This is a genomic window from Streptomyces sp. NPDC111656 (assembly GCF_055656965.1).
The window spans coordinates 552,628-575,693 of record NZ_JBVKCA010000003.1 but is presented as its reverse complement, the minus strand read 5'-3'; the positions used below and the strand labels follow the sequence as shown (position 1 = coordinate 575,693).

Below are 23,066 nucleotides of genomic sequence, written 5' to 3'. Positions count from 1 at the left end.
TGCCGTCACCCTGTCCATCGCCCCTCCTGTCACACGATCGCCATTCGGCCGACATGACCGATTCGGGCCCGGCTGCCTCCACGGACCCTCTTTTGCACCGGAGTTGACCGGGGTACCTTCCGCGCATGCCGAAACCAGCGCGCCGTATGCGCTTCACGACCTGGAGATCGCTCGCGACGGCGGCCACCGCCGCCCTGATGGCCGTCTTCCTCGCCCCCGCCGCCGCACACGGCGCGCCCCGGGAGAGCACCCCGGTCTACTCGTACGAGAAGGCGATCCGCGAGTCCGTCTGGGTGGACACCGGCCTCGACGGCGACGGCGACGGGAAGACCGACCGCGTCGCCGTCGACATCGTCCGGCCCCGCGAACTCGCCCAGCAGGGCCGCAAGGTTCCCGTGATCATGGACGCCAGCCCGTACTACTCCTGCTGCGGGCGCGGCAACGAGAGCCAGCTCAAGACGTACGACGCGAACGGCGACGTCGTCCAGATGCCACTGTTCTACGACAACTACTTCGTGCCGCGCGGCTACGCCTTCGTCGGCGTCGACCTGGCCGGAACCAATCGCTCGGACGGCTGTGTGGACGTCGGCGGCCGCTCCGACATCCAGTCCGCGAAGGCCGTGGTCGACTGGCTCAACGGCCGGGCCAAGGGCTACACGACGCGTACCGGCGCCGACCGGGCCAAGGCGAGCTGGACCAACGGCAGAACCGGCATGATCGGCAAGAGCTGGGACGGCACCATCGCCAACGGTGTCGCCGCGACCGGCGTCAAGGGCCTGAAGACCATCGTGCCGATCAGCGCCATCTCCTCCTGGTACGACTACTACTTCGCCAAGGGCGCCCCGCTGTACGACTCGGGCCCGGACTGGCTCTCCGGCTACGTCGACAGCCCCGAGGCCACCGCCAAGTGCGCCGCCGTGCAGCAGAAGCTCGTCGACGGGGCGCCGCGCACCGGTGACTGGACCAAGTTCTGGACCGAGCGCGACTACGTGAAGGACGCGAGCAAGGTCAGGGCGAGCGTCTTCCTGGTGCACGGCATGCAGGACCTCAACGTCCGCACCAAGAACTTCGGCCAGTGGTGGAGCGCCCTCGCCAAGAACGGCGTCGAGCGCAAGATCTGGCTCTCCCAGACCGGCCATGTCGACCCCTTCGACTTCCGCCGTACCGCCTGGGTCGACACCCTGCACCGCTGGTTCGACCACGAACTCCTCGGCTACGACAACGGCATCGACGACGAGCCCATGGCCGACATCGAGCGCCACCCCGACCAATGGGCCACCGCCGGCGTCTGGCCGCCCCGCGGGACGCAGACGACGACACTCCGCCCCGGCGCCGGCGCCCAGGCGGGCGTCGGCACCCTCGGCCTGCGTACGGGCTCCGGTAGCGAGACCTTCACCGACGACCCGCAGCTGAGCGAGACCGACTGGGCCGCCCACATCGACCGGTCCACCCCCGAGAAGGCCGGGTTCGTCACCAAGCCGCTGACCCAGGACCTGCGTCTGTCCGGCTCCTCCAAGGTGACCGTCACCGCCACGCCGACCACCTCGACCGCCCACCTCTCCGCGGTCCTGGTCGACCTGGGCCCGGACACCATCCGCGACTACGCCGACGGCGGCGAGGGCATCACCACCCTCACCGACCGCACCTGCTGGGGTCCGAGCACGACCGGCGACAGCTCCTGCTACAAGGTCACCCAGGCGAACAAGACCGACGTCGCCGCCACGGTCTTCAGCCGCGGCTGGGCCGACCTCGGCAACTACGCCTCCGACCTCAAGGGCGTCCCGCTCACCCCGGGCAAGGCCTACACGATCACGCTCGACCTGGCCGCCACCGACCACGTCGTCCCGGCGGGCCACCGGCTCGCCCTGATCGTCGCGGGCACCGACAAGGACCTCATCGACCCCCCGTCGACCACTCCGACCCTCACGCTGGACCTGTCCCGTACGTCCGCCCACGTGCCGTTCGTCGGCGGCGCCAAGGCCTTCACCAGGGCGACCACGGGCTCCGCCGCCGCCGCGAGCACGGCCGGCCTCGACGGCGTACGCGATCCGAGCAGTGCCCTCCGGGTCCCGGGGGAGACCCGCTGATCCACTGACCCCCTCAAGGGCGCACGGCGGCCGGTTCCTCGCCCAGCGCGAGCCCGGCCGCCTCCCGCGCGCAGCCCCAGGCCACCGTGACGCCCGCGCCGCCATGGCCGTAGTGGTGCACCAACACCCGCCCGTCGGGCAGTACTTCACGCTCCAGCCGGACCGTGTCACGCACCGGCCGCAGCCCCACCCGATGGCCCAGCACGCGCGCCCCGGCGATCTCCGGCCGCAGCGCCACACACCGTTCGACGATCGCTTCGGCCGCCGCCGGATCCGGCGTGAGCGACCAGTCATCGTCGTCGGTCGTACCACCCAGCACGAGCCGGTCCGGATGCGGGAAGACATAGGTGGTCGTCCCGGCGTCCGAGTCCGTCGACACGAGCCAGGTATGGACCCCGGGGTTCTCCACGATCACGAGCTGTCCGCGCACGGGCCGTACGGCCGGATCCGGTACGAGCGTGTGGGCGCCGAGACCCGTGCAGTTGACGACGACCGGCGCCTCGACCTCCGCGAGATCCGTCACCGTCCGTGTCTCGATCGTCCCGCCCGCCCGCAGGAACCGCTCGCGCAGCCAGCGCAGATGCACCGGCATGTCGATCAGCGGCAGCCGCGCCCACAGCCCCGTACCCGCGTACTCCTCGGCCGTCGCCGCGCGCAGCCCCGGCACCCGGGCGGCCCACGGCTCCAGCGCGTCCAGCCGCGTCTCGCCCTGTACGCCCTCGACCAGTCGTACGCCCGTCTCCCGGGGCCGGGCCGCCAACTCCTCGTACGCGGAGAGTGATCGCAGGGCCCATTCGCCCGCGAGCGCCTTCGGCCGGATGCGGTACGGCCACCACAGCGCGCCGGCAACGGCCGAGGTGGTCAGCTCGCCGGACTCCCGCGCCCACACCCGTACCCGCCGGCCGCGCTCGGCCAGGACGATCGCCGTCGTCAGACCGACGACACCGCTTCCGACCACGATCACGTCACCGCTGGGCACGTTGTCCATGCCGGGACGTTAGCGGAATATGTCATGCCGTGCTCACATCACTCCCAGTCTGGGGATACTCACAGCATGTCTGCCGAGTACGCGACCTTTGGCCTGGCACCGGCGATGCGTGCCGGAGGAGTCCTCGCCAACGGTGACTACCAAGTGCACCGGGACTTCGTCGACTTCATCGTCGACGGCCGCCCGCTGCTGTACCAGCTCTCCGACCTCGACGCGGTGTCCCCGCTCGCCTCCGACGTACCACCCGCCATCTTCACCGCCCAGGTCCGAAGCCTCCTCCTGGAGGCCGAGGCGCCGCTCGACGACGGCCGCTACGTGATCTACGGCTGCCCCGAGTGCGAGGGCATCGAATGCGGTGCCGTGACCGCCGTCATCGAGAAGGACGACTCCCGCGACGACTACGTGTGGCGCGACTTCGCCTGGCAGACCGGCGAACACGCCGATCTGGAGCTCAACGGCTATCACGGGATAGGGCCGTTCCGCTTCCAGGGCGCCGAGTACCGCAGCGCCCTGAACTCGCTGCTCCTCGGCGACCCCGGGGCGCGCCGCCGGGTCCTGCTCATCGGCGCCAGGGTCGCCGTGCTCGCCAAGCTCGCCGCCGCCCTGCGCACCATCGGTATCGGCGCCGACATCACCCGCGACGCCACCGACGTCCCGGCCGAGGAACTCCGCGGGTACGGCGCGGTGGCCTTCGGGCGCGCCATCGGCGAACAGGAGCGCGCGGCCGTACGGCAGTCCTTCGAGCGTGCCGGGGTCGAGGTCGCCTACGTCGACGGCCTGGCCCCCGTCGTCCCGCTCCTCGTCGCGCAGATCGAGCACGCCCTGGACCGCAGTCCCCACGAGCTGCGCCGCCTCACCCGCCTGGTCGCCGCCGACGGCGAGGCGGGTATCGAGGTCACCTCCACCTGCCGGGTCCAGATCACCGCGTACCGCCTCGACCGGCTGTACCGCACGCACACGCAGGAGGTCTTCGACGGGATCCTGGAGGCGGGCAGACACCGGATCGCCCTGGACGCCAAGGCCGTGAAGGGGGAGTCCTTTCTCGTGGCGCGGACCTCGGGGAGTGTGCTGGTGGAGGCGATGGCCCACTGAGCGGGCCGCACCGACACGGGGGTGCGGCCCGCACGGAAACCGGGGCGTGGCCCCGCACGGAAACGGAGGCGCAGCCGGGGCGGCCGGGCCGTTAGGATCGGCCTCCTGATGACTGCCACTCTCGTCGCCAAGAACCTCGCCGCCGGACACGGCGACCGCTCGCTCTTCTCCGGGCTCGACCTCGTGATCGCGCCCGGCGATGTGATCGGACTCGTCGGTGCCAACGGCGCGGGCAAGTCCACCCTGCTGCGGATGCTCGCCGGACTGCTCACGCCCGAGGAGGGGGAGCTGCGGCTGTCCCCGCCGTCGGCGAGCGTCGGTCATCTGCCGCAGGAGCCGGAGCGGCGGGAGGGCGAGAGCGTCCGGGAGTTCCTGGCCCGGCGCACCGGTGTGGCCGAGGCCCAGCGCGTGATGGACGAGGCGACGCAGGCACTCGTCGACGGCGCGCCGGGCGCGGACGACGCGTACGCGGAGAGCCTGGAGCGCTGGCTCGACCTCGGCGGCGCCGACCTCGACGAGCGCGCCGAGGAGGTCGCCGACACCCTCGGGCTCGGCGTCGACCTCGACCAGCCGATGACGTCCCTGTCCGGCGGCCAGGCGGCCCGCGCCGGACTCGCCTCCCTGCTCCTGTCCCGCTACGACGTCTTCCTCCTCGACGAGCCCACCAACGACCTGGACCTGGAAGGCCTGGAGCGGCTCGAACGCTTCGTCTCCGGGCTGCGCGCGGGCACCGTCGTCGTCAGCCACGACCGCGAGTTCCTGACCCGCACGGTCACCAAGGTGCTCGAACTCGACCTCGCCCAGCAGCAGATCACCCTCTACGGCGGCGGCTACGAGGCCTACCTGGAGGAGCGCGACACCGCCCGCCGGCACGCCCGCGACGACTACGAGGAGTACGCCGACAAGCGCTCCGCCCTCGAAGGCCGCGCCCAGATGCAGCGCTCCTGGATGGACAAGGGCGTGAAGAACGCCCGGCGCAAGGCGAACAACGACAACGACAAGATCGGCCGCAAGTTCCGCAGCGAGGCCAGCGAGAAGCAGGCGTCCAAGGCCCGGCAGACCCAGCGCATGATCGAGCGCCTGGACGTCGTCGACGAGCCGCGCAAGGAGTGGGAGCTGCGGATGGAGATCGCGGCCGCACCGCGCTCTGGCGCCGTCGTCGCCACCCTGCGTGACGCCGAGGTGCGGCGCGGCGACTTCACCTTCGGCCCCGCGACCCTCCAGATCGACTGGGCGGACCGGGTCGCCGTCACGGGCGCCAACGGCGCGGGCAAGTCGACCCTGCTCGGCGCCCTGCTCGGCCGGGTCCCGCTGGACGCCGGTCACGCGACCCTCGGCTCCGGCGTCATCGTCGGCGAGGTCGACCAGGCCCGCAAACTCTTCCACGGCTCCGAGTCCCTGCTCGACGCGTTCGGCGCAGCCGTCCCCGACACCGAACCGGCCGAGGTCCGCACCCTGCTGGCCAAGTTCGGCCTCAAGGCGGAACACGTCCTGCGCCCGGCGGCCACCCTCTCTCCCGGCGAGCGCACCCGCTCGGCCCTCGCCCTCCTCCAGGGCCGTGGCGTCAACCTCCTCGTCCTCGACGAGCCGACCAACCACCTCGACCTCCCGGCGATCGAACAGCTGGAGGCGGCGCTCGACTCGTACGAGGGCACCCTGCTGCTCGTGACCCACGACCGCCGCATGCTCGACGCGGTCCACACCACGCGCCGGCTGGAAGTGGCGGCGGGCAAGGTGACGGAGCGCTGACCTACGCCCGCGCGCCCGCAGAGAGCGGGCGCCGGACATGATCCAAGAGGTCTCGAGCCCCTTGCTCTCCGTGGCTTCCCAGGTGAGGACGCGCGAGCCGACCATACGGTCACTCCAGGAGCGTGGGCCCAGTTCCCCGCGCCCCCTTGGGGGGCGCGGGGAACTGCGCGACCAGCCACGACCTACCCGCGGTTCAACGACGGCCCTTCTTCGGGTCCACCAACCCGGCGCGACGCAGCGCGTCGGCCATCGCACTGTTGGCCGGCGGCGGAGCGGCCTGCCGCGAACCGCCGCCGCCACCACCTCCGCCCGCCCCGCCCCGCGCCTGACGCTGCTGCTGGCGCTGCTGCGGAGGCCGCCCGCCCCGCTGCGGACGCCCACCCCCACCCTGCTGATCCGACGGAGTCGCCTCGTCGTCGAGCCGCAGCGTGAGAGAGATCCGCTTGCGCGGGATGTCGATCTCGAGCACCTTCACCTTGACGATGTCACCCGGCTTCGCCACATCGCGCGGGTCCTTCACGAACGTCTTCGACATCGCCGAGACATGCACCAGACCGTCCTGGTGGACGCCGATGTCCACGAAGGCCCCGAACGCGGCCACATTCGTGACGACCCCTTCGAGCACCATCCCGGAGGCCAGGTCGGAGATCTTCTCGACGCCCTCCTTGAAGGTGGCCGTCTTGAAAGCGGGCCGCGGGTCGCGCCCGGGCTTCTCCAGCTCCTTCAGGATGTCCGTGACGGTCGGCAGACCGAACGTCTCGTCCACGAAGTCGGTCGGCCTGAGCGAGCGCAGCACACCGGTGTTGCCGATCAGGGAGGCGACCTCGCTACCCGCCGTCTTCACCATCCGCCGAACCACGGGGTACGCCTCCGGGTGCACGCTGGAGGCGTCCAGCGGGTCGTCCCCACCCCGGATGCGCAGGAAGCCCGCACACTGCTCGTACGCCTTCGGGCCGAGCCGGGCCACGTTCTTGAGGGTCGTGCGGGACGTGAAGGGGCCGTTGGCGTCGCGGTGCGCCACGATGTTCTCCGCGAGCCCGGAGGTGATGCCGGAGACGCGCGCGAGCAGCGGGGCGGAGGCCGTGTTCACGTCCACGCCCACGCCGTTCACACAGTCCTCGACCACCGCGTCCAGGGACCGGGAGAGCTTCACCTCGGACAGGTCGTGCTGGTACTGCCCGACGCCGATGGACTTCGGGTCGATCTTCACCAGCTCGGCCAGCGGGTCCTGGAGGCGGCGAGCGATGGAGACGGCGCCGCGCAGCGACACGTCCATCTCGGGCAGCTCCTGCGAGGCGAACGCGGACGCCGAGTACACCGAAGCCCCCGCCTCGGACACCATCACCTTGGTGAGGTTCAACTCCGGGTGCTTGGTGATGAGTTCACCGGCGAGCTTGTCGGTCTCGCGGGACGCCGTGCCGTTGCCGATCGCGATCAACTCGACCGCGTGCTCCTTGGCGAGACGGGCGAGTTTGGCGATGGCCTCGTCCCACTTGTTGGCCGGGACGTGCGGGTAGATGACGTCCGTCGCCACGACCTTGCCGGTCGCGTCGACCACGGCGACCTTGACACCCGTACGGAAACCGGGGTCGAGGCCCAGCGTCGCGCGGGTGCCCGCCGGGGCGGCGAGCAGCAGGTCCCGCAGGTTCGCCGCGAAGACGTTCACCGCCTCGTCCTCGGCGGCCGTGCGCAGCCGAAGGCGCAGGTCGATGCCGAGGTGCACGAGGATGCGGGTGCGCCAGGCCCAGCGGACGGTGTCCGTGAGCCACTTGTCGGCGGGACGACCGCGGTCGCCGATCTGGAAGTGGTGGGCGACGATTCCCTCGTACGAGGAGGGACCGGGCTGCTCGGAGGGCTCCTCGGGTTCCAGGACGAGGTCGAGGACCTCCTCCTTCTCGCCGCGCAGCATGGCGAGGACGCGGTGCGAGGGCAGCTCCTTGAAGGGCTCGGCGAAGTCGAAGTAGTCGGCGAACTTGGCGCCCGCCTCCTCCTTGCCGTCCCGCACCTTGGCGGCCAGGCGGCCGCGCACCCACATGCGCTCGCGCAGCTCGCCGATCAGGTCGGCGTCCTCCGAGAACCGCTCGGTGAGGATCGACCGGGCGCCGTCCAGCGCGGCCTGTGGGTCGGCGACGCCCTTGTCGGCGTCGACGAAGGCCGCCGCGGCGGCGAGCGGGTCGACCGACGGGTCGCCGAGCAGGCCCTCGGCCAGCGGCTCCAGGCCCGCCTCGCGCGCGATCTGCGCCTTCGTGCGCCGCTTCGGCTTGAACGGCAGATAGATGTCCTCGAGCCGCGCCTTCGTCTCGGCGCCCCGGATCTGCGCCTCGACCTCTTCGGTGAGCTTGCCCTGCTCGCGCACCGATTCGAGGATCGCGGTGCGCCGCTCCTCCAGCTCCCGCAGATAGCGCAGCCGCTCCTCGAGGGTGCGCAGCTGCGCATCGTCGAGCATCTCGGTCGCTTCCTTGCGGTAGCGGGCGATGAAGGGCACCGTCGACCCGCCGTCGAGCAAGTCGACGGCGGCCTTGACCTGCCGCTCCCGTACGCCGAGCTCCTCGGCGATCCTGCCTTCGATGGACCCTACGAGGGGTGTCGTCACGATCCCGTACCGCCTTCTCCACTGAGGTTGCGCGGCAATTGTGGCAGGTGACACCGACAATGGGGGATCAGGGCGCCGATCGGCGCTGTCAGCCCTTGCCGGTCATGCCCTCGGGGAACGCGCCGGCGGCCAGCGCCCGCATCAGGATGCCCCGTGCCAGCTCGGTGAGGCGTTCCACGCCCGCGGCGCCCAGATGCTCGTACGGGGCACGGTCCAGCCGGTCCGTGCGGTTCTCGATCTCCTGACGCAGGGCCACCCCCGCCTCGGTCAACTCGCCCTCCGCGTCCAGCAGTCCGCGCTCGCGCAGCCGCTCGACCGCCGCCTCCCAGTGCGTGCGCGACCAGCCGCGCGTGCCCAGTGCCCACTTCGGGGCCATGCCCTTGCCGGTCGCGGTGTGGCTCACCAGCGCCTCGACCGGGTCGAGCTCCGCGTCGAGCAGCGCCGAGAGGTGACCGTCGCCCCGGTGCTCGCGCAGCAGTGTGGCGCCGTGCCAGAGGGCGAGGTGCGGCGCGTCGGGCACGGGCAGGTCGGCGTGCGCCGCGTACAGCGGGCGCGCGGTCCTCGTGCAGGCCTCCGCGGCCCGCAGGGCGAGCTCCGCCGCCTCGGCGACCTCCTTGGAGGCGAGGACGTCCTCGCCGAGGAGCCGTCGCCAGGTCGCGTCGACGGCACGCGCGCGTGCCGCGAGGACGGTCTCCGGGGAGGCCTTCTTCCACACCTCGGGCACATGCCGGGCCACCAGCTCGTGGCGGAAGTTGTAGAACGTCGCCGTCACCGTGCCGGGACCCACCGGCCCCATGGCGGCGGCCCGCACGGCGAAGTACGCGCCGTTGCTGTCCTCGATCCCGACGTCGGCCAGCTCCCGGCCCAGATCCGGCGAGAAGTAGTGCGTCGAGTGCAGCGGGTTGAGGGCGTTGTGGCAGCGCCGCCCGGCGCGCTCCGGCAGAGGTATGGTCATGCCCGAAGGTTACCGACTGGTCGGTACGCAGGGAAGACGAGAGGAGCGATGGCAGGAAAGGTGGGGTACTCGTCGTTGCGGCCATCACCCCGCACGCCAAGAATCGAGACCATGCGAACCGTCCTGGTCGTCCTCTTCGACGATGTGCAGAGCCTCGACGTCACGGGCCCCGTGGAGGTCTTCGCGGGCGCCGAGGCCTTCCGCGGCGGCTCCTACCGCATCCACACCGCCTCCCTGGACGGCGCACCCGTGCGTACCACCAGCGGCCTCACCCTCGTCCCGGACCACACCCTTGCCGACGCGCCCGCCCCGCACACCCTGCTGGTCCCGGGCGGCCAGGGCACCCGGCGCCCCGACCCCCGGCTGACCGACTGGCTGCGCGCGCACGGGCCGCGCGCCGAGCGCCTGGTCTCCGTCTGCACGGGCGCCATCCCGCTCGCCGAGGCGGGCCTCCTGGACGGCCGCCGCGCGACGACCCACTGGGCGTACTGCGACAAGCTCGCCCGCGACCATCCGGCCATCGAGGTCGACCCCGACCCCATCTACGTGCGGGACGGACAGGTGTCCACCTCGGCCGGCGTCACCTCCGGCATCGACCTCGCCCTCGCGCTCGTGGAGGAGGACCTCGGCCGGGAGGCCGCCCTGACGGTTGCCCGCCACCTCGTCGTCTTCCTGCGGCGCCCGGGCAACCAGGCCCAGTTCAGCGCCCAGCTGGCCGCGCAGACGGCGCGGCGCGAACCGCTCCGCGAGGTCCAGCAGTGGATCACCGAGCACCCCGGCGACGACCTGTCCGTCGAGTCGCTCGCCGTCCGCGCCCGGCTCTCGCCGCGGCACTTCGCCCGCGCCTTCCAGACCGAGACGGGCATGACCCCGGGCCGGTACGTCGACCGTGTCCGCCTCGAACACGCCCGGCGCCTCCTGGAGGACACCGCCGACGGAGTCGAGGAGATCTCCCGCGCCTGCGGCTACGGCACCCCCGAGGCGATGCGCCGTGCCTTCGTGAAGACGCTCGGCACGGCACCGGTGGAGTACCGGCGCCGCTTCCGCCCCGCCCCCACCGGGTGACCGGCCCCCACCCGTCGACCAGCCCGTACCTGCCGTGCCTGCCCCACCCAACCGTGGAAAGGAACCCGATGCAGATCGCCATCGTCCTCTTCGACCGCTTCACCGCCCTGGACGCCGTGGGACCCTACGAGACCCTCGGCCGCCTGCCCGACGCGGAGACCGTCTTCGTCGCCGAGGAGACCGGTCCCGTCCGCAACGAGAGCGGCAATCTGGCCCTGACCGCCGACAAGACCCTGGCCGAGGTGCCGCACCCGGACATCGTCGTGGTTCCCGGCGGACCGGGCCAGACCCCGCAGATGGACAACCGGGTCCTGCTGGACTGGCTGCGCGCCGCCGACGCCACGAGCACCTGGACGACCTCCGTGTGCACCGGCTCCCTGCTGCTGGCCGCCGCAGGGCTGCTCGAGGGCCGCCGGGCCACCTCGCACTGGCTGGCCCTCGACCACCTCGAGCGGTTCGGTGCCGAGCCGACCGGAGAGCGGGTGGTGTTCGACGGGAAGTACGTGACCGCGGCCGGCGTGTCGTCCGGCATCGACATGGGGCTCGCCCTGCTCGGGCGGATCGCGGGCGACGAACACGCCCAGGCCGTACAGCTGCTGACGGAGTACGACCCGCAGCCGCCCTACGACGCCGGGTCCCCCCAGAAGGCTCCCGCACATCTCGTGGCGGAGTTCCGGGCGAAGAGCCGCTTCATCATGGAGTAGTCGCGGTGGACGACTCGGCGGTCGTGGTGGACGCCGGCGTGGTCCAGGTGAAGCGCGGCGGCCGGCGTTCCAGGAACGCGGCGACGCCCTCCGCGGTGTCGTCGCTCCCGCGCGCCTGCTCGGCCCAGTACGCGTCCCGGTCGGTCCGCCCATGGGCGAATTCCTTGGCGGACGCCTGCGTCAGCAACGACCGCGCGGCCAGGACGCGGGTGAACTCCCCGACCCGCTTGTCGAGTTCGCCCTCCGGCAGCACCTCGTCGACCAGACCCGTGCGCAGCGCCCGTTCGGTGTCGATCAGCTCGCCGGAGAACAGCAGGTACTTGGCGGTCGCCGGACCCACCAGCGACACCAGCCGCCGGGTGGCCGAGGCCGCGTAGACGATCCCCAGCTTCGCCGGCGTCACTCCGAACCGAGCACCCTCCTCCGCGAACCGCAGATCGCAGGCCGCCGCGAGCTGGGACCCGCCGCCGACGCAGTACCCGCGGATCGCCGCGAGCGTCGGCTTGGGGAACGCGGCGAGCGCCTCCTCGGCGTTCACGGCGAGCCCCTGCGCCTCGTCCGAGGAGCCCCGCAGCGTCGAGATGTCGGCCCCCGCGCAGAAGGTGCCGCCCTCGCCGGTGAGCACGAGGACGCGGACGTCCGGGTCGGCGGCGAGCCCGTCGAGCAGGGGCGGCAGCGCCCGCCACATGTCGGCCGTCATGGCGTTGAGCTTGGCCGGGTGGTGAATGACGACGGTGGCGACCCCGTCGCCCACGCTGTGCAGCAGCTGCGGCTCCATACGCCGGATGCTATCCGCAACCCTCGAACGTACGATCAAGAAGGGGTCGGGCGCGAGGAGGCGCTGATGGCCGGAACCAAGGACAGGGCGCCGAGCGACGCGACCACGAAACTGACCCGCGGCTTCAGCTGGACCGCCGCGTTCGGCGTGATCCTGGTGCTCGCGGGGCTCGTCGGGCTCGTCTACACCGGCGTGGCGACCCTGACCTCGATGATCCTGTTCGGCTGGCTGCTGCTGATCGGCGGCGCGGTCGGACTGCTGCACGCCGTTCAGGCCCGCGGCACCAACTTCTTCTGGCTCGGGGTGGTGGTCGCGGCCCTGAACATCGCGGCCGGAGTGGTGGTGATCCGCCGCCCGGACGCGGCGGCCGAGGCGCTCACCATGTTCGCGGCCCTGCTGTTCCTGACCGGCGGGGTGTTCCGGGTGGTCGGCAGCCTCGTGGTGCGGGGTGCGCAGTTCGGCTGGACCCTCCTGCAGGGCGCCTTCGACCTGCTCCTCGGCATCCTGGTGCTGAACAACTGGCCGAGCAGCAGCAAGTACGTCATCGGCTGCTTCTTCTCGCTCGCGCTGCTCTTCGACGGGCTGGGCCTGATCGCCACCGGCTTCGGCGGGCGGCGCATCGTGCATCTGGTCTCGGGACGCGACCGGTGACGGACGAAACGGGCGAGCCCGGCGCCCAACCCGTACAACCCGAATAGTTCTCGAAGTAGACACCACGCGGACAGGAGTGGTCGCGCGGCCGACCATGTCATGCGTCAACGGTCAGAAGCCGTCGATAGTCGCTGACTTCTGGTCAGGGATGCGGTCCGGACCAGCGCGTTACCAACACTCGACGTGTGGTGACAATCGAGCGCAAGGGTGGCGACCGGACGATGGAGAACCACGGGCGGGGGTTCGACTCCCGCCCTGAAGGCGCCGGGGATGTGGCTCCCGATCGGAGACCGCCGGGTCCGCTGCCGTACGAGGGGGTGTGGCGGTTCACCGCTCCCGCCATCGACGCCTCGGTTCCGCAGGCACGACACGCCGTTCGTGACCTGCTCTTCCGTCAACAAGTGCCCGTCTCGGACGACCTCGTCCACGGGCTTTTGCTGATCGTCTCCGAACTGGTCACGAACGCGGTGCGGCACGCGGCACTGCTGTCCCCGATGCTCGCCGTGGAGGTGGCCGTGGGAGCCGAGTGGGTGCGGGTCTCGGTGGAGGACAACCACCCCTACCGTCCCACCGCCCTGGAGGCCGACCACGGCCAGACCGGCGGCCGGGGGCTGCTGCTGGTGCGGGAGGTCGCCAGGGAGTCGGGCGGGGTGTGCGACGTCGAGCACACGGCGAGTGGCGGCAAGGTGATCTGGGCCGCCCTGCCGCTCACTGCGAGCATCATCTAGGGCTTGGCGCTCTCGGGGAGTTTTCGCGAGGACGGGTCCGTCACCAGCCGGCGGACGGGCCCGTCAGCTCCCTGATCGCCGGACGGGCCGCGTCCAGGACCGTCATGAACCACGCCGAGAAGGGGTCCTTCGCGTGCCGCTCCATGAGCTCGGCGGCGGTCACGAACGCGGTGTCCCCGACCTCCTCCGGATCGGCGTGCAGCGACGACTGCACCATGCCGACGAAGAGGTGGTTGTACTCCTGCTCCACCAGGCCCGACTCCGGGTCCGGGTGGTTGTAGCGGACCGTGCCCGCCTCCGCGAGCAGCGAGGGCGAGACGCCGAGCTCCTCGTACGTCCGTCGGGCCGCCGCCGCGAAGGGCGCCTCGGCGGGGTAGGGGTGGCCGCAGCAGGTGTTGGACCAGACACCGGGGGAGTGGTACTTGCCCAGGGCGCGCTGCTGGAGCAGCAGCCTGCCGTGCTCGTCGAAGAGGAACACGGAGAAGGCTCGGTGCAGCTGTCCCGGTGGCTGATGGGCGGCGAGCTTCTCCGCCGTGCCGATCGTGTTGCCGTCCTCGTCGACCAACTCGAGCAAGATCGCTTCAACGGTGCCGTTCGACGAACTGTGCGTCGCGGTGGCAGGTGTGATCGGCATACCCATCCTTCGCATCGGTCTTCGAGCCCCAAGTCTGCCGTACGAAACCGGCACTCCCGGCACTTCGCGGCTCCCCGCATGTCCCGCTCCGGGAGCCCGGAGCGGGACACGCGGCCGACGTCCGTCGGTCACCGAAAGCGGCCGGACACTTGATCGTGCCCGGTGCCACGGACGGGGAACCGTCCAGGACAGGGGCCATCAGATGTTCGCCCGGCCCCCGGAGCCGATGCTCGTCCGGCCCGCCGAACCCGGGCCGGATGCCGTAGTCCGAGGCCGGTTCACCGCGGTGCGCGGCGCACCCGCCGTACGGTGACGGACGCAGGCACCGACGCGGGCACCGGGCGGACGGGACGCGTCAGGCGCCGACGGTGACCGGACGCAGGACATAGCCCACGTAGCCGTACTCCCTCCCGTGCTCGCGGCGCATGGCGATCTCCGCCCGGGCGCCCGCCACCGCCCAGGCCATGCCGGGCCGGGTGACATCGGCCACGTCGGCGTGGACGCCGAGCGCGTCGTAGTACTCGTCCCAGTCGGACTCCGGCTGGCGGTACACCCCCAGTACGGAGTACCCGGCGTCGCGTGCGACCCGGGTGTCCTGGTCGGTCGTGCGCAACGAGTCGTCCTCCCAGAACGCGCGAGCCTGGTCGGACGGCGTGTCGGTGGTCCACACACAGTGGGTGAGGACCAGCGTGCCGCCGGGGGCGAGCAGTCGCCGCCAGTGGCGCAGGGCGGTGTCGAAACCGATCAGATAGGCCGAGCCCTCGGCCCAGACCAGGTCGAACGAGCCGTCGGGGTGGGTGAGATCTCCCATGTCCCCGTGGACGGTGTCGATCGAGGCGCTGAGACCTCGGGCCTCGGCGGCCGTCCGCAGTTCGTCGAGGAACGGTTCGTGCAGGTCGACTGCCGTCACCTCGGCCGCGGCCTCGGCGGCCAGGAGCAGCGCCGAGCGGCCGGGGCCACAGCCCAGGTCGAGCACGCGGGGACGGGCGGGCAGCGGGCCCGCGAGTGAGAGCAGGTGACGGGTGGTGGCGTCGGAGCCGGGGCTCTGCCGGGGCAGTCGGTGGCGCAGGGTGAAGAAGGCCTTGTGGCGGGCGTCGCGGTCGGAAGAGTCGTGATGCTCGGACAACGTGGGAAACCTTTGGATGCGGGGCCCGGGCCGCCGCGCACGCCGCTCGGCGTGGGTCAGCCGTGGACCCGGAGGATGGGGACGCACCTGTGGCCGCGCGCAGCGGCACCGGACTCGACAGTCATCAACCCACCTCTTCCTCGGATCGGCGGTCACGTTAGCACCGGAGCCGCCGGCCGCACCCGCGAATTGAGAGCCCGCTGGATCAGGAGCCTGTCAGTGGCAGAGCCTCGCCTCGTGCTCCGCGTGCCCGCTCGGTTCCAGCTGGAAGGTGCAGTGCTCCACGTCGAAGTGGTGGCCCAGACAGCCCTGGAGTTCGTGGAGCATCTTCTCGTGGCCGATGGCGTTCAGGACCTCGGAGCTGACGACCACATGGGCGGAGAGGACCGGCATGCCCGACGTGATGGTCCAGGCGTGCAGGTCGTGCACGTCCTCGACGCCGGACAGGGCCAGGATGTGGGCGCGCACCTCCGCCATGTCGACGTTCCTGGGCGCCGCCTCCAAGAGCACGTCGAGCGTCTCGTGGAGCAGCTTCCAGGTGCGCGGGACGATCATGATGCTGATGAGGATCGAGGCGATCGGGTCGGCCGCCTGCCAGCCGGTGGTCATGATGACCGCGGCGGAGATGATCACAGCCACCGAACCCAGCGCGTCCGCGACCACCTCCAGAAAGGCGCCGCGCACGTTCAGGCTGTCCTTCTGGCCGCGCAGCAGCAGCGTGAGCGAGATCGTGTTCGCGACCAGACCGATCAGACCGAAGACGATGGTCAGACCGCCCTCGGTGTCCGCGGGTGTCACGAAGCGGTGGATCGCCTCATACAGGACGTAGCCGCCGACACCGAGCAGCAGCAGACAGTTGGCGAGCGCGGCGAGGATCTCGGCCCGCGCGTAGCCGAACGTGCGGTTGCCGCTGGGTGGCCGGTTGGCGAAGTGGATCGCGAGGAGCGCCATGCCCAGCCCCACCGCGTCCGTCGCCATGTGCGCCGCGTCGGCCACGAGCGCGAGGGAATCGGCCATGAGACCGCCGACGATCTCGACCACCATCACGGTGAGCGTGATCGACAGCGCGACCCGCAGCCTCCCGCGGTACGCGGCTGCCGCCGTGCCGGTGGCGGGCGCGCCATGGGCGTGCCCGTGATCGTGTCCAGCCCCCATGGAAGCCGCCTCCTGTGCTCTGCCCGGGATCACAGTGAACTACGGGTGGGGGGTATCGGGCAACGCGGCACTGAACACCGTTGTCATATGCTCTGACCTGCGGAAACGATCCGCAGGTCGGAGCATGGTCAAGATCGTTGATCCAGTGCCCGGGGGTGATGCAGCACCCATCCCTGCCACGCCGACTCCACCATCTCCCGGACCCCGCGCCGCGCGCTCCAGTCGAGTTCCCGCGCGGCCAGCTCTGCCGAGGCGACCGCGCGCGGCGCGTCCCCGGGCCGGCGCGGCTCGACGACCGGTCGCCGGGTGTCCCCGCTGACCTCGCCGATCAGCGTGAGCAGTGCACGTACCGAGACCCCTTCGCCGCGGCCGATGTTCGCCGTGAGGTCGCCGCTCGCGCCGCCGGCCAGCCGCCGGGCCGCCGCGAGGTGTGCCTCGGCGAGGTCGGCGACGTGGATGTAGTCACGGACGCAGGTGCCGTCCGCCGTCGGGTAGTCGTCGCCGAAGATCCGCGGGGCCTCGTCGCGGGTGAGGCGGTCGAAGACCATCGGGATCACGTTGAACACGCCGGTGTCGGCCAGCTCGGGCGTGGCCGCACCCGCCACGTTGAAGTAGCGCAGGCACACGGTCGCGATGCCGTGGGCCCGGCCCGCCGCGCGGACCAGCCACTCCCCGGCGAGCTTCGTCTCGCCGTACGGGCTCATCGGCGCACAGGGGGTGTCCTCCGTGATGAGGTCCACATCCGGGTTGCCGTAGACGGCGGCGGACGAGGAGAAGACGAAGCGCTTGACGCCGGCCCCGGCGACGGCCTCCAGGAGCGTCGCGAGCCCGCCCACGTTCTCCTGGTAGTAGCGCGTCGGCTGGGCCACGGACTCGCCGACCTGCTTGCGCGCGGCGAGATGCACCACACCCGTCACCGCGTGCTCCGCGAGGACCCGCTTGAGCAGGTCCCCGTCCAGCGACGAGCCCTGCACCAGCGGGATGCTCTCCGGAAGCCGGTTCGGAACCCCGGCCGAGAGGTCGTCGAGGGCGACGACGCACTCCCCGGCCTCCGCCATCGCCCGCGCCACGTGTGCCCCGATGTATCCGGCCCCGCCTGTGATCAGCCATGTCATGGACGATCACCCTATGTCGGTCCGCGGCCGGTGGCGCCACGGCCGGCCACCGATCCGACCGCCCTGCCCCGCTACGGGACGGTCTGGAAGGGAGTCGTGATCAATGACGTGAATAGTGCGTTCTGCGAGTGCGGGTTTGTGGCGGGACCCCCGGATCACGGATGATGATCGCGGCGGAGGCGCTACGCAGATGTGGTTGATCGCGCAGTGAACGGGCGGTGAACGCCTGCTTCTCATCATCCGATAGCCTCTGCCGACATGCCGCCCAGCGGCCTGAGCCCCCTCGGGCCTGGGGCCGGGGCCTTCCCACCACGTACACGCCCGGCGCGAGGCCGCGTCGGCACCCAGGGAGTGAGTTCGCTGTCGACCGCCATCCTCACCGGCCAGCCGGTCCCCGGATCGTCGCTCGAGAGCGATCTGCGGTCGCTCGGCTTCGACGTGCGGCTCGCCGGCGAAGCCGGTGACGCCGAGACACTGCTGGCCGCCGTACCGGCGGACCAGCGGGTCGCCGTCGTCGACGCCCGCTTCGTGGGGCACCCGCACGCACTGCGCCTCGGCCTCACGGACCCACGGTTCGCGGCCTCCGCACTGCCCGGCGCCGTATCGGTACAGCCCGAGGCCCGCCGGGCGCTGGCCCGTGCCGTGGCCCGTGAGAGCTCCGCCTCCGGCGGCCTCGCCGTCGCCACCGACAACCTCGCCGAGCGCCTCACCGCGGCCCTCGACGCGGACGGCGTCGCCGTGGTCCGCCCCGAGCTCGGCACGCTCGTCGCCGTGGTCCCCACCGACCCGCAGGAGCGCAACGAGGCCCGGCAGGCCGTCTCCGCCGTGGACGACGAGGCCGTGCGCCTGCGCAGCGCGGTCAAGGCCCGCGACGGCTTCTTCACCACGTACTGCATCAGCCCGTACTCGCGCTACATCGCCCGCTGGTGCGCCCGTCGCGGCCTGACCCCGAACCAGGTCACCACCGCTTCCCTGCTCACCGCGCTGATCGCCGCGGGCTGCGCCGCCACCGGCAGCCGCGCCGGATTCGTCGCGGCCGGGCTGCTGCTCCTGTTCTCCTTCGTCCTGGACTGCACGGACGGGCAGCTCGCCCGCTACTCGCTCCAGTACTCGACGCTCGGCGCCTGGCTGGACGCGACCTTCGACCGCGCCAAGGAGTACGCCTACTACGCGGGCCTCGCCCTCGGAGCCGCCCGCGGCGGCGACGACGTATGGGCCCTGGCGCTCGGCGCGATGATCCTCCAGACCTGCCGGCACGTCGTGGACTTCTCCTTCAATGAGGCGAACCACGACGCCACCGCCAACACCAGCCCCACCGCCGCCCTCTCGGACAAGCTCGACAGCGTCGGCTGGACGGTCTGGGTGCGCCGGATGATAGTGCTCCCCATCGGCGAACGATGGGCGATGATCGCCGTCCTCACGGCGTTGACGACCCCCCGCATCACCTTCTACGCGCTGCTCGTCGGCTGCGCGTTCGCCGCGACGTACACCACGGCGGGCCGGGTACTGCGCTCGCTGACCCGCAAGGCGCGGCGGACCGACCGCGCGGCGCAGGCGCTGGCGGACCTCGCCGACTCGGGCCCCATCGCCGAGGCCGTGGCCTCGGGACCGGTCCGCAGGGCGAGGGTCCGCGCTTATTCCGCGCCGCTTTGGGCCGCACTGGGCACCGTGATCCTGCTGGTCGACGTGTCGTTCCGGCAGTTCGGGAACTGGCAGATGATCGTCGGCGCCCTCGTCTACGCGGCCTGCGCGGGCCGCGCGGTCGCGCGCCCTCTCAAGGGCCCCCTCGACTGGCTGGTGCCCCCCTTCTTCCGCGCCGCCGAATACCTCACCGTTCTGGTACTGGCGGCCAAAGCCGATGTGAACGGAGCACTTCCTGCGGCTTTCGGCCTGGTGGCCGCCGTCGCCTACCATCACTACGACACGGTGTACCGCATCCGCGGCAACGCCGGAGCCCCCCCGCACTGGCTGGTGCGGGCGATCGGCGGGCACGAAGGCAGGACGTTGCTGGTCACCGTCCTGGCCGTGCTGCTCACCGCCGCACAGTTCAAGGTCGCGCTCACGGTGCTCGCCGTGGCCGTGGCGCTGCTGGTGCTCGTGGAGAGCATCCGCTTCTGGGTGTCCTCCGGGGCCCCCGCCGTACACGATGAAGGAGAACCCGCATGATCGGCCTCGTGCTGGCGGCCGGCGCCGGACGGCGTCTGCGTCCCTACACCGACAGCCTCCCAAAGGCTCTCGTGCCGGTGGGACCCGAGGGCATGGAGGACAGCATCACGGTCCTGGACCTGACCCTCGGCAACTTCGCCGAGATCGGTCTGACCGAGGTCGGGATCATCGTCGGCTACCGCAAGGAAGCCGTGTACGACCGCAAGGACGCCCTGGAGGCCAAGTACGGCCTCAAGATCACCCTCATCGACAACGACAAGGCCGAGGAGTGGAACAACGCCTACTCCCTGTGGTGCGGCCGTGACGCCCTCAAGGACGGTGTGATCCTCGCCAACGGCGACACCGTGCACCCGGTCTCCGTCGAGAAGACGCTGCTGGCCGCCCGCGGCGACGGCAAGCGGATCATCCTCGCCCTCGACACGGTGAAGAAGCTCGCCGACGAGGAGATGAAGGTCGTCGTCGACCCCGACAAGGGCGTCCGGAAGATCACCAAGCTGATGGAGCCCACCGAGGCCACCGGCGAGTACATCGGCGTCACCCTCATCGAGGGCGACGCCGCCGCCGACCTGGCCGACGCCCTGAAGACGGTGTGGGAGACGGACCCGCAGCAGTTCTACGAGCACGGTTACCAGGAGCTCGTCAACCGCGGCTTCAAGATCGACGTGGCGCCGATCGGTGACGTCAAGTGGGTCGAGATCGACAACCACGACGACCTCGCCAAGGGACGGGAGATCGCGTGCCAGTACTGACAAGGCTCATCCCTTCGCCGGTCGTCGTCGACATCCGCCCGGGTGCCCTGGACGACCTGGCGAGCGTGCTCTCCGACCAGCGGATCTCGCACTCCGGGAAGCTCGCCGTCGCGGTGAGCAACGGCTCCGGCGCGAAGCTGCGCGAGCGGATCGCCCCGGCCCTGCCCGACGCCACCTGGTACGAGGTCGGCGGCGGCACCCTCGACGACGCGATCCGACTGGCCGGTGCCATCAAGGCCGGCCACTACGACGCGGTCGTGGGCCTGGGCGGCGGCAAGATCATCGACTGCGCGAAGTTCGCCGCGGCGCGCGTCGGCCTCCCGCTGGTCGCCGTGCCCACCAACCTCGCGCACGACGGCCTGTGCTCGCCCGTCGCGACCCTCGACAACGACGCGGGCCGCGGCTCCTACGGTGTGCCGAACCCGATCGCGGTCGTCATCGACCTCGATGTGATCCGGGACGCCCCCGTGCGGTTCGTGCGCTCCGGCATCGGCGACGCCGTCTCCAACGTCTCCGCGATCGCGGACTGGGAGCTGGCCAATCGCGTCAACGGCGAGAAGATCGACGGTCTCGCGGCCGCGATGGCACGCCAGGCCGGAGAGGCCGTACTGCGCCACCCCGGCGGCATCGGCGACAACGACTTCCTCCAGGTGCTCGCCGAGGCACTGGTCCTCAGCGGGATTGCCATGTCGGTGTCGGGCGACTCACGGCCCTCGTCGGGCGCCTGCCACGAGATCAACCACGCCTTCGACCTCCTCTTCCCCAAGCGCGCGGCCAGCCACGGCGAGCAGTGCGGTCTGGGCGCGGCCTTCGCGATGTACCTGCGGGGGGCGCACGAGGAGTCGGCGTACATGGCCGAGGTGCTGCACCGGCACGGGCTGCCGGTGCTGCCCGAGGAGATCGGGTTCACCGTGGACGAGTTCGTACAGGTCGTGGAGTTCGCTCCGCAGACCCGGCCGGGCCGGTACACGATCCTCGAACACCTCGACCTGAAAACCAACCAGATCAAGGACATCTACTCCGACTATGCCAAGGCCATCAGTAGCTGAACTCCGCCCCGTCGTTCATCCCGCAGGGGTGAAGGACCGGCGCAGCGGTGAGCATTGGGCGGGACGCCTGTACATGCGAGAGATCTCGCTGCGCTGCGACCGCTACCTGGTGAACACCAGGATCACGCCCAACCAGCTCACGTACCTGATGACTGTCTTCGGCGTGCTCGCCGCCCCGGCCCTGCTGGTGCCGGGGATCCCGGGCGCCGTGCTCGGCGTGATCATGGTCCAGCTCTACCTGCTGCTCGACTGTGTCGACGGTGAGGTGGCGCGCTGGAAGAAGCAGTTCTCGCTCGGCGGGGTCTACCTGGACCGGGTCGGTGCCTATCTGACCGACGCCGCGGTGCTCGTGGGCTTCGGCCTGCGCGCCGCCGATCCGTGGGGTTCCGGACGGATCGACTGGCTCTGGGCCTTCCTCGGCACCCTGGCGGCGCTCGGCGCGATCCTGATCAAGGCCGAGACCGACCTCGTCGGTGTCGCCCGCCACCAGGGCGGCCTGCCGCCGGTCAAGGAGTCGGCGTCCGAGCCGCGCTCGTCCGGCATGGCGCTGGCCCGCAGGGCCGCCGCCGCGCTGAAGTTCCACCGGCTGGTGCTCGGGATCGAGGCGTCCCTGCTGATCCTGGTGCTGGCCGTCGTGGACTCGGTGCGCGGAGACCTGTTCTTCAGCCGCCTCGGCGTCGCGGTCCTGGCCGGCATCGCCATCCTCCAGACCGTGCTGCACCTCGTGTCCATCCTCGCCTCCAGCAGGCTGAAGTGAGTACGGCGATGAAGGTCGGCGCGGTCATCATCACCATGGGCAACCGCCCCGACGAGCTCCGAGCCCTGCTGGACTCCGTCGCCAAGCAGGACGGCGACCGGGTCGAGGCGGTCGTGGTCGGCAACGGCTCGCCCGTCCCGGACGTCCCCGACGGCGTACGCACCGTAGAGCTGCCGGAGAACCTTGGCATACCGGGCGGCCGCAACGTGGGCATCGAGGCCTTCGGCCCTGGTGGCACGGACGTCGACGTCCTGCTCTTCCTCGACGACGACGGCCTCCTCGCCACCCACGACACCGCCGAGCTGTGCCGCCTGGCCTTCGCCGCCGACCCCGAGCTCGGCATCATCAGCTTCCGGATCGCGGACCCCGAGACCAAGGAGACCCAGCGCCGCCACGTACCGCGGCTGCGCGCCTCCGACCCGATGCGCTCGTCGCGCGTGACCACCTTCCTCGGTGGCGCCAACGCGGTCCGTACGAAGGTCTTCGCCGAGGTCGGCGGACTTCCGGACGAGTTCTTCTACGCCCACGAGGAAACCGACCTGGCGTGGCGGGCCCTCGACGCGGGCTGGATGATCGACTACCGGTCCGACATGGTGTTGTACCACCCCACGACCGCCCCTTCCCGGCACGCGGTCTACCACCGCATGGTGGCCCGCAACCGCGTCTGGCTCGCGCGCCGAAACCTTCCCGCACCGCTCGTCCCCGTCTACCTCGGCGTCTGGATGCTCCTGACCCTGGCCCGCCGTCCCTCGGGACCTGCCCTGAAGGCGTGGTTCGGCGGTTTCAAGGAGGGCTGGACCAGTTCCTGCGGACCCCGGCGTCCCATGAAGTGGCGTACGGTGTGGCGGCTGACCCGCCTCGGTCGTCCTCCTGTCATCTGACAAGCGGCTACGCCGTCTGACAAGCTCGTTCCGGGGAGCACGTT

The 23,066-nt window shown here is 71.2% G+C and carries 19 protein-coding genes and 1 pseudogene; 12 read left to right on the top strand and 8 right to left on the bottom strand.

Annotation, left to right across the window (positions count from 1 at the left end; genetic code table 11):
* Nucleotides 1–125: 125 nt before the first annotated feature.
* Nucleotides 126–2,087 carry a Xaa-Pro dipeptidyl-peptidase gene (locus ACZ7M3_RS12830; RefSeq protein WP_472062914.1) on the top strand — a complete coding sequence of 654 codons (1,962 nt, stop codon included), beginning with the start codon at nucleotides 126–128 and terminating at the stop codon, nucleotides 2,085–2,087.
* 13 nt (nucleotides 2,088–2,100) lie between these two features.
* Here ACZ7M3_RS12830 and ACZ7M3_RS12825 read toward each other — a convergent pair whose 3' ends face one another.
* Nucleotides 2,101–3,075: an FAD-dependent oxidoreductase gene (locus tag ACZ7M3_RS12825; RefSeq protein WP_472062912.1), complete on the bottom strand. Its 975-nt coding sequence runs from the start codon at nucleotides 3,073–3,075 to the stop codon at nucleotides 2,101–2,103.
* Between the two features lie 66 nt (nucleotides 3,076–3,141).
* Here ACZ7M3_RS12825 and ACZ7M3_RS12820 point away from each other — a divergent pair, with 66 nt between their 5' ends.
* Both ACZ7M3_RS12820 and ACZ7M3_RS12815 read left to right on the top strand, forming a co-directional pair.
* The gene (locus ACZ7M3_RS12820; protein ID WP_095851359.1) at nucleotides 3,142–4,167 is read left to right on the top strand and encodes an oxidoreductase; all 1,026 of its coding nucleotides are present in this window, start codon (nucleotides 3,142–3,144) and stop codon (nucleotides 4,165–4,167) included.
* A 108-nt stretch (nucleotides 4,168–4,275) separates the two neighbouring features.
* Entirely contained in the window at nucleotides 4,276–5,916 is a 1,641-nt protein-coding gene (locus ACZ7M3_RS12815; protein WP_472062910.1) for an ABC-F family ATP-binding cassette domain-containing protein, read from the top strand.
* A 193-nt stretch (nucleotides 5,917–6,109) separates the two neighbouring features.
* Here ACZ7M3_RS12815 and ACZ7M3_RS12810 read toward each other — a convergent pair whose 3' ends face one another.
* Both ACZ7M3_RS12810 and ACZ7M3_RS12805 read right to left on the bottom strand, forming a co-directional pair.
* Entirely contained in the window at nucleotides 6,110–8,509 is a 2,400-nt protein-coding gene (locus ACZ7M3_RS12810; RefSeq protein ID WP_472062908.1) for a Tex family protein, read from the bottom strand.
* Between the two features lie 88 nt (nucleotides 8,510–8,597).
* Nucleotides 8,598–9,464, bottom strand: a complete 867-nt coding sequence (locus tag ACZ7M3_RS12805; protein ID WP_472062907.1) for an SCO6745 family protein — start codon at nucleotides 9,462–9,464, stop codon at nucleotides 8,598–8,600.
* Between the two features lie 111 nt (nucleotides 9,465–9,575).
* Between ACZ7M3_RS12805 and ACZ7M3_RS12800 the strand changes: the two genes are divergently transcribed.
* On the top strand, nucleotides 9,576–10,529 hold the full coding sequence (locus ACZ7M3_RS12800; protein ID WP_472062905.1) for a GlxA family transcriptional regulator: 954 nt from the start codon (nucleotides 9,576–9,578) through the stop codon (nucleotides 10,527–10,529).
* Nucleotides 10,530–10,597: 68 nt separating this feature from the next.
* Nucleotides 10,598–11,233 (top strand): DJ-1/PfpI family protein, encoded by a 636-nt coding sequence (locus tag ACZ7M3_RS12795; protein WP_472062904.1) that lies wholly within the window; start codon nucleotides 10,598–10,600, stop codon nucleotides 11,231–11,233.
* On the opposite strand, the gene ACZ7M3_RS12790 is transcribed toward ACZ7M3_RS12795, so the two are convergent.
* Entirely contained in the window at nucleotides 11,223–12,011 is a 789-nt protein-coding gene (locus ACZ7M3_RS12790) for an enoyl-CoA hydratase/isomerase family protein (RefSeq protein WP_472062903.1), read from the bottom strand. The two genes, ACZ7M3_RS12795 and ACZ7M3_RS12790, sit on opposite strands and share 11 nt — an antisense overlap.
* Nucleotides 12,012–12,077: 66 nt before the next feature.
* Here ACZ7M3_RS12790 and ACZ7M3_RS12785 point away from each other — a divergent pair, with 66 nt between their 5' ends.
* Together ACZ7M3_RS12785 and ACZ7M3_RS12780 are read left to right on the top strand one after the other, a co-directional pair.
* A complete protein-coding gene (locus ACZ7M3_RS12785) occupies nucleotides 12,078–12,662 on the top strand; it encodes an HdeD family acid-resistance protein (RefSeq protein ID WP_358730835.1) in 585 nt (194 codons plus the stop codon).
* A gap of 221 nt (nucleotides 12,663–12,883) precedes the next feature.
* The gene (locus tag ACZ7M3_RS12780) at nucleotides 12,884–13,390 is read left to right on the top strand and encodes an ATP-binding protein (RefSeq protein ID WP_351299540.1); all 507 of its coding nucleotides are present in this window, start codon (nucleotides 12,884–12,886) and stop codon (nucleotides 13,388–13,390) included.
* A 40-nt stretch (nucleotides 13,391–13,430) separates the two neighbouring features.
* On the opposite strand, the gene idi is transcribed toward ACZ7M3_RS12780, so the two are convergent.
* From idi to galE, 4 genes and pseudogenes are all read right to left on the bottom strand, one after another.
* The gene (gene idi, locus ACZ7M3_RS12775) at nucleotides 13,431–14,024 is read right to left on the bottom strand and encodes an isopentenyl-diphosphate Delta-isomerase (RefSeq protein ID WP_472062901.1); all 594 of its coding nucleotides are present in this window, start codon (nucleotides 14,022–14,024) and stop codon (nucleotides 13,431–13,433) included.
* 373 nt (nucleotides 14,025–14,397) lie between these two features.
* Nucleotides 14,398–15,150, bottom strand: a pseudogene (locus tag ACZ7M3_RS12770) (methyltransferase domain-containing protein); the annotation flags it as partial.
* 216 nt (nucleotides 15,151–15,366) lie between these two features.
* Nucleotides 15,367–16,305 (bottom strand): cation diffusion facilitator family transporter, encoded by a 939-nt coding sequence (locus tag ACZ7M3_RS12765; protein WP_472062899.1) that lies wholly within the window; start codon nucleotides 16,303–16,305, stop codon nucleotides 15,367–15,369.
* A gap of 128 nt (nucleotides 16,306–16,433) precedes the next feature.
* A complete protein-coding gene (gene galE / locus ACZ7M3_RS12760; RefSeq protein WP_472062897.1) occupies nucleotides 16,434–17,420 on the bottom strand; it encodes a UDP-glucose 4-epimerase GalE in 987 nt (328 codons plus the stop codon).
* 360 nt (nucleotides 17,421–17,780) lie between these two features.
* On the opposite strand from galE, the gene ACZ7M3_RS12755 reads away from it, so the two are divergent.
* The 5 genes from ACZ7M3_RS12755 to ACZ7M3_RS12735 are packed head-to-tail and all read left to right on the top strand — an operon-like array spanning nucleotide 17,781 to nucleotide 23,022.
* Entirely contained in the window at nucleotides 17,781–19,586 is a 1,806-nt protein-coding gene (locus tag ACZ7M3_RS12755; RefSeq protein ID WP_472063126.1) for a DUF5941 domain-containing protein, read from the top strand.
* Nucleotides 19,583–20,335: a phosphocholine cytidylyltransferase family protein gene (locus ACZ7M3_RS12750; RefSeq protein WP_095851348.1), complete on the top strand. Its 753-nt coding sequence runs from the start codon at nucleotides 19,583–19,585 to the stop codon at nucleotides 20,333–20,335. The genes ACZ7M3_RS12755 and ACZ7M3_RS12750 overlap by 4 nt, the downstream gene beginning before the upstream one ends.
* Nucleotides 20,323–21,384: an iron-containing alcohol dehydrogenase family protein gene (locus ACZ7M3_RS12745; RefSeq protein ID WP_355614980.1), complete on the top strand. Its 1,062-nt coding sequence runs from the start codon at nucleotides 20,323–20,325 to the stop codon at nucleotides 21,382–21,384. The genes ACZ7M3_RS12750 and ACZ7M3_RS12745 overlap by 13 nt, the downstream gene beginning before the upstream one ends.
* Complete coding sequence (locus ACZ7M3_RS12740; protein ID WP_472062895.1) at nucleotides 21,362–22,141, top strand: CDP-alcohol phosphatidyltransferase family protein; 780 nt, start codon at nucleotides 21,362–21,364, stop codon at nucleotides 22,139–22,141. The genes ACZ7M3_RS12745 and ACZ7M3_RS12740 overlap by 23 nt, the downstream gene beginning before the upstream one ends.
* Nucleotides 22,142–22,149: 8 nt before the next feature.
* Entirely contained in the window at nucleotides 22,150–23,022 is an 873-nt protein-coding gene (locus tag ACZ7M3_RS12735; protein WP_472063124.1) for a glycosyltransferase family 2 protein, read from the top strand.
* Nucleotides 23,023–23,066 lie beyond the last annotated feature (44 nt).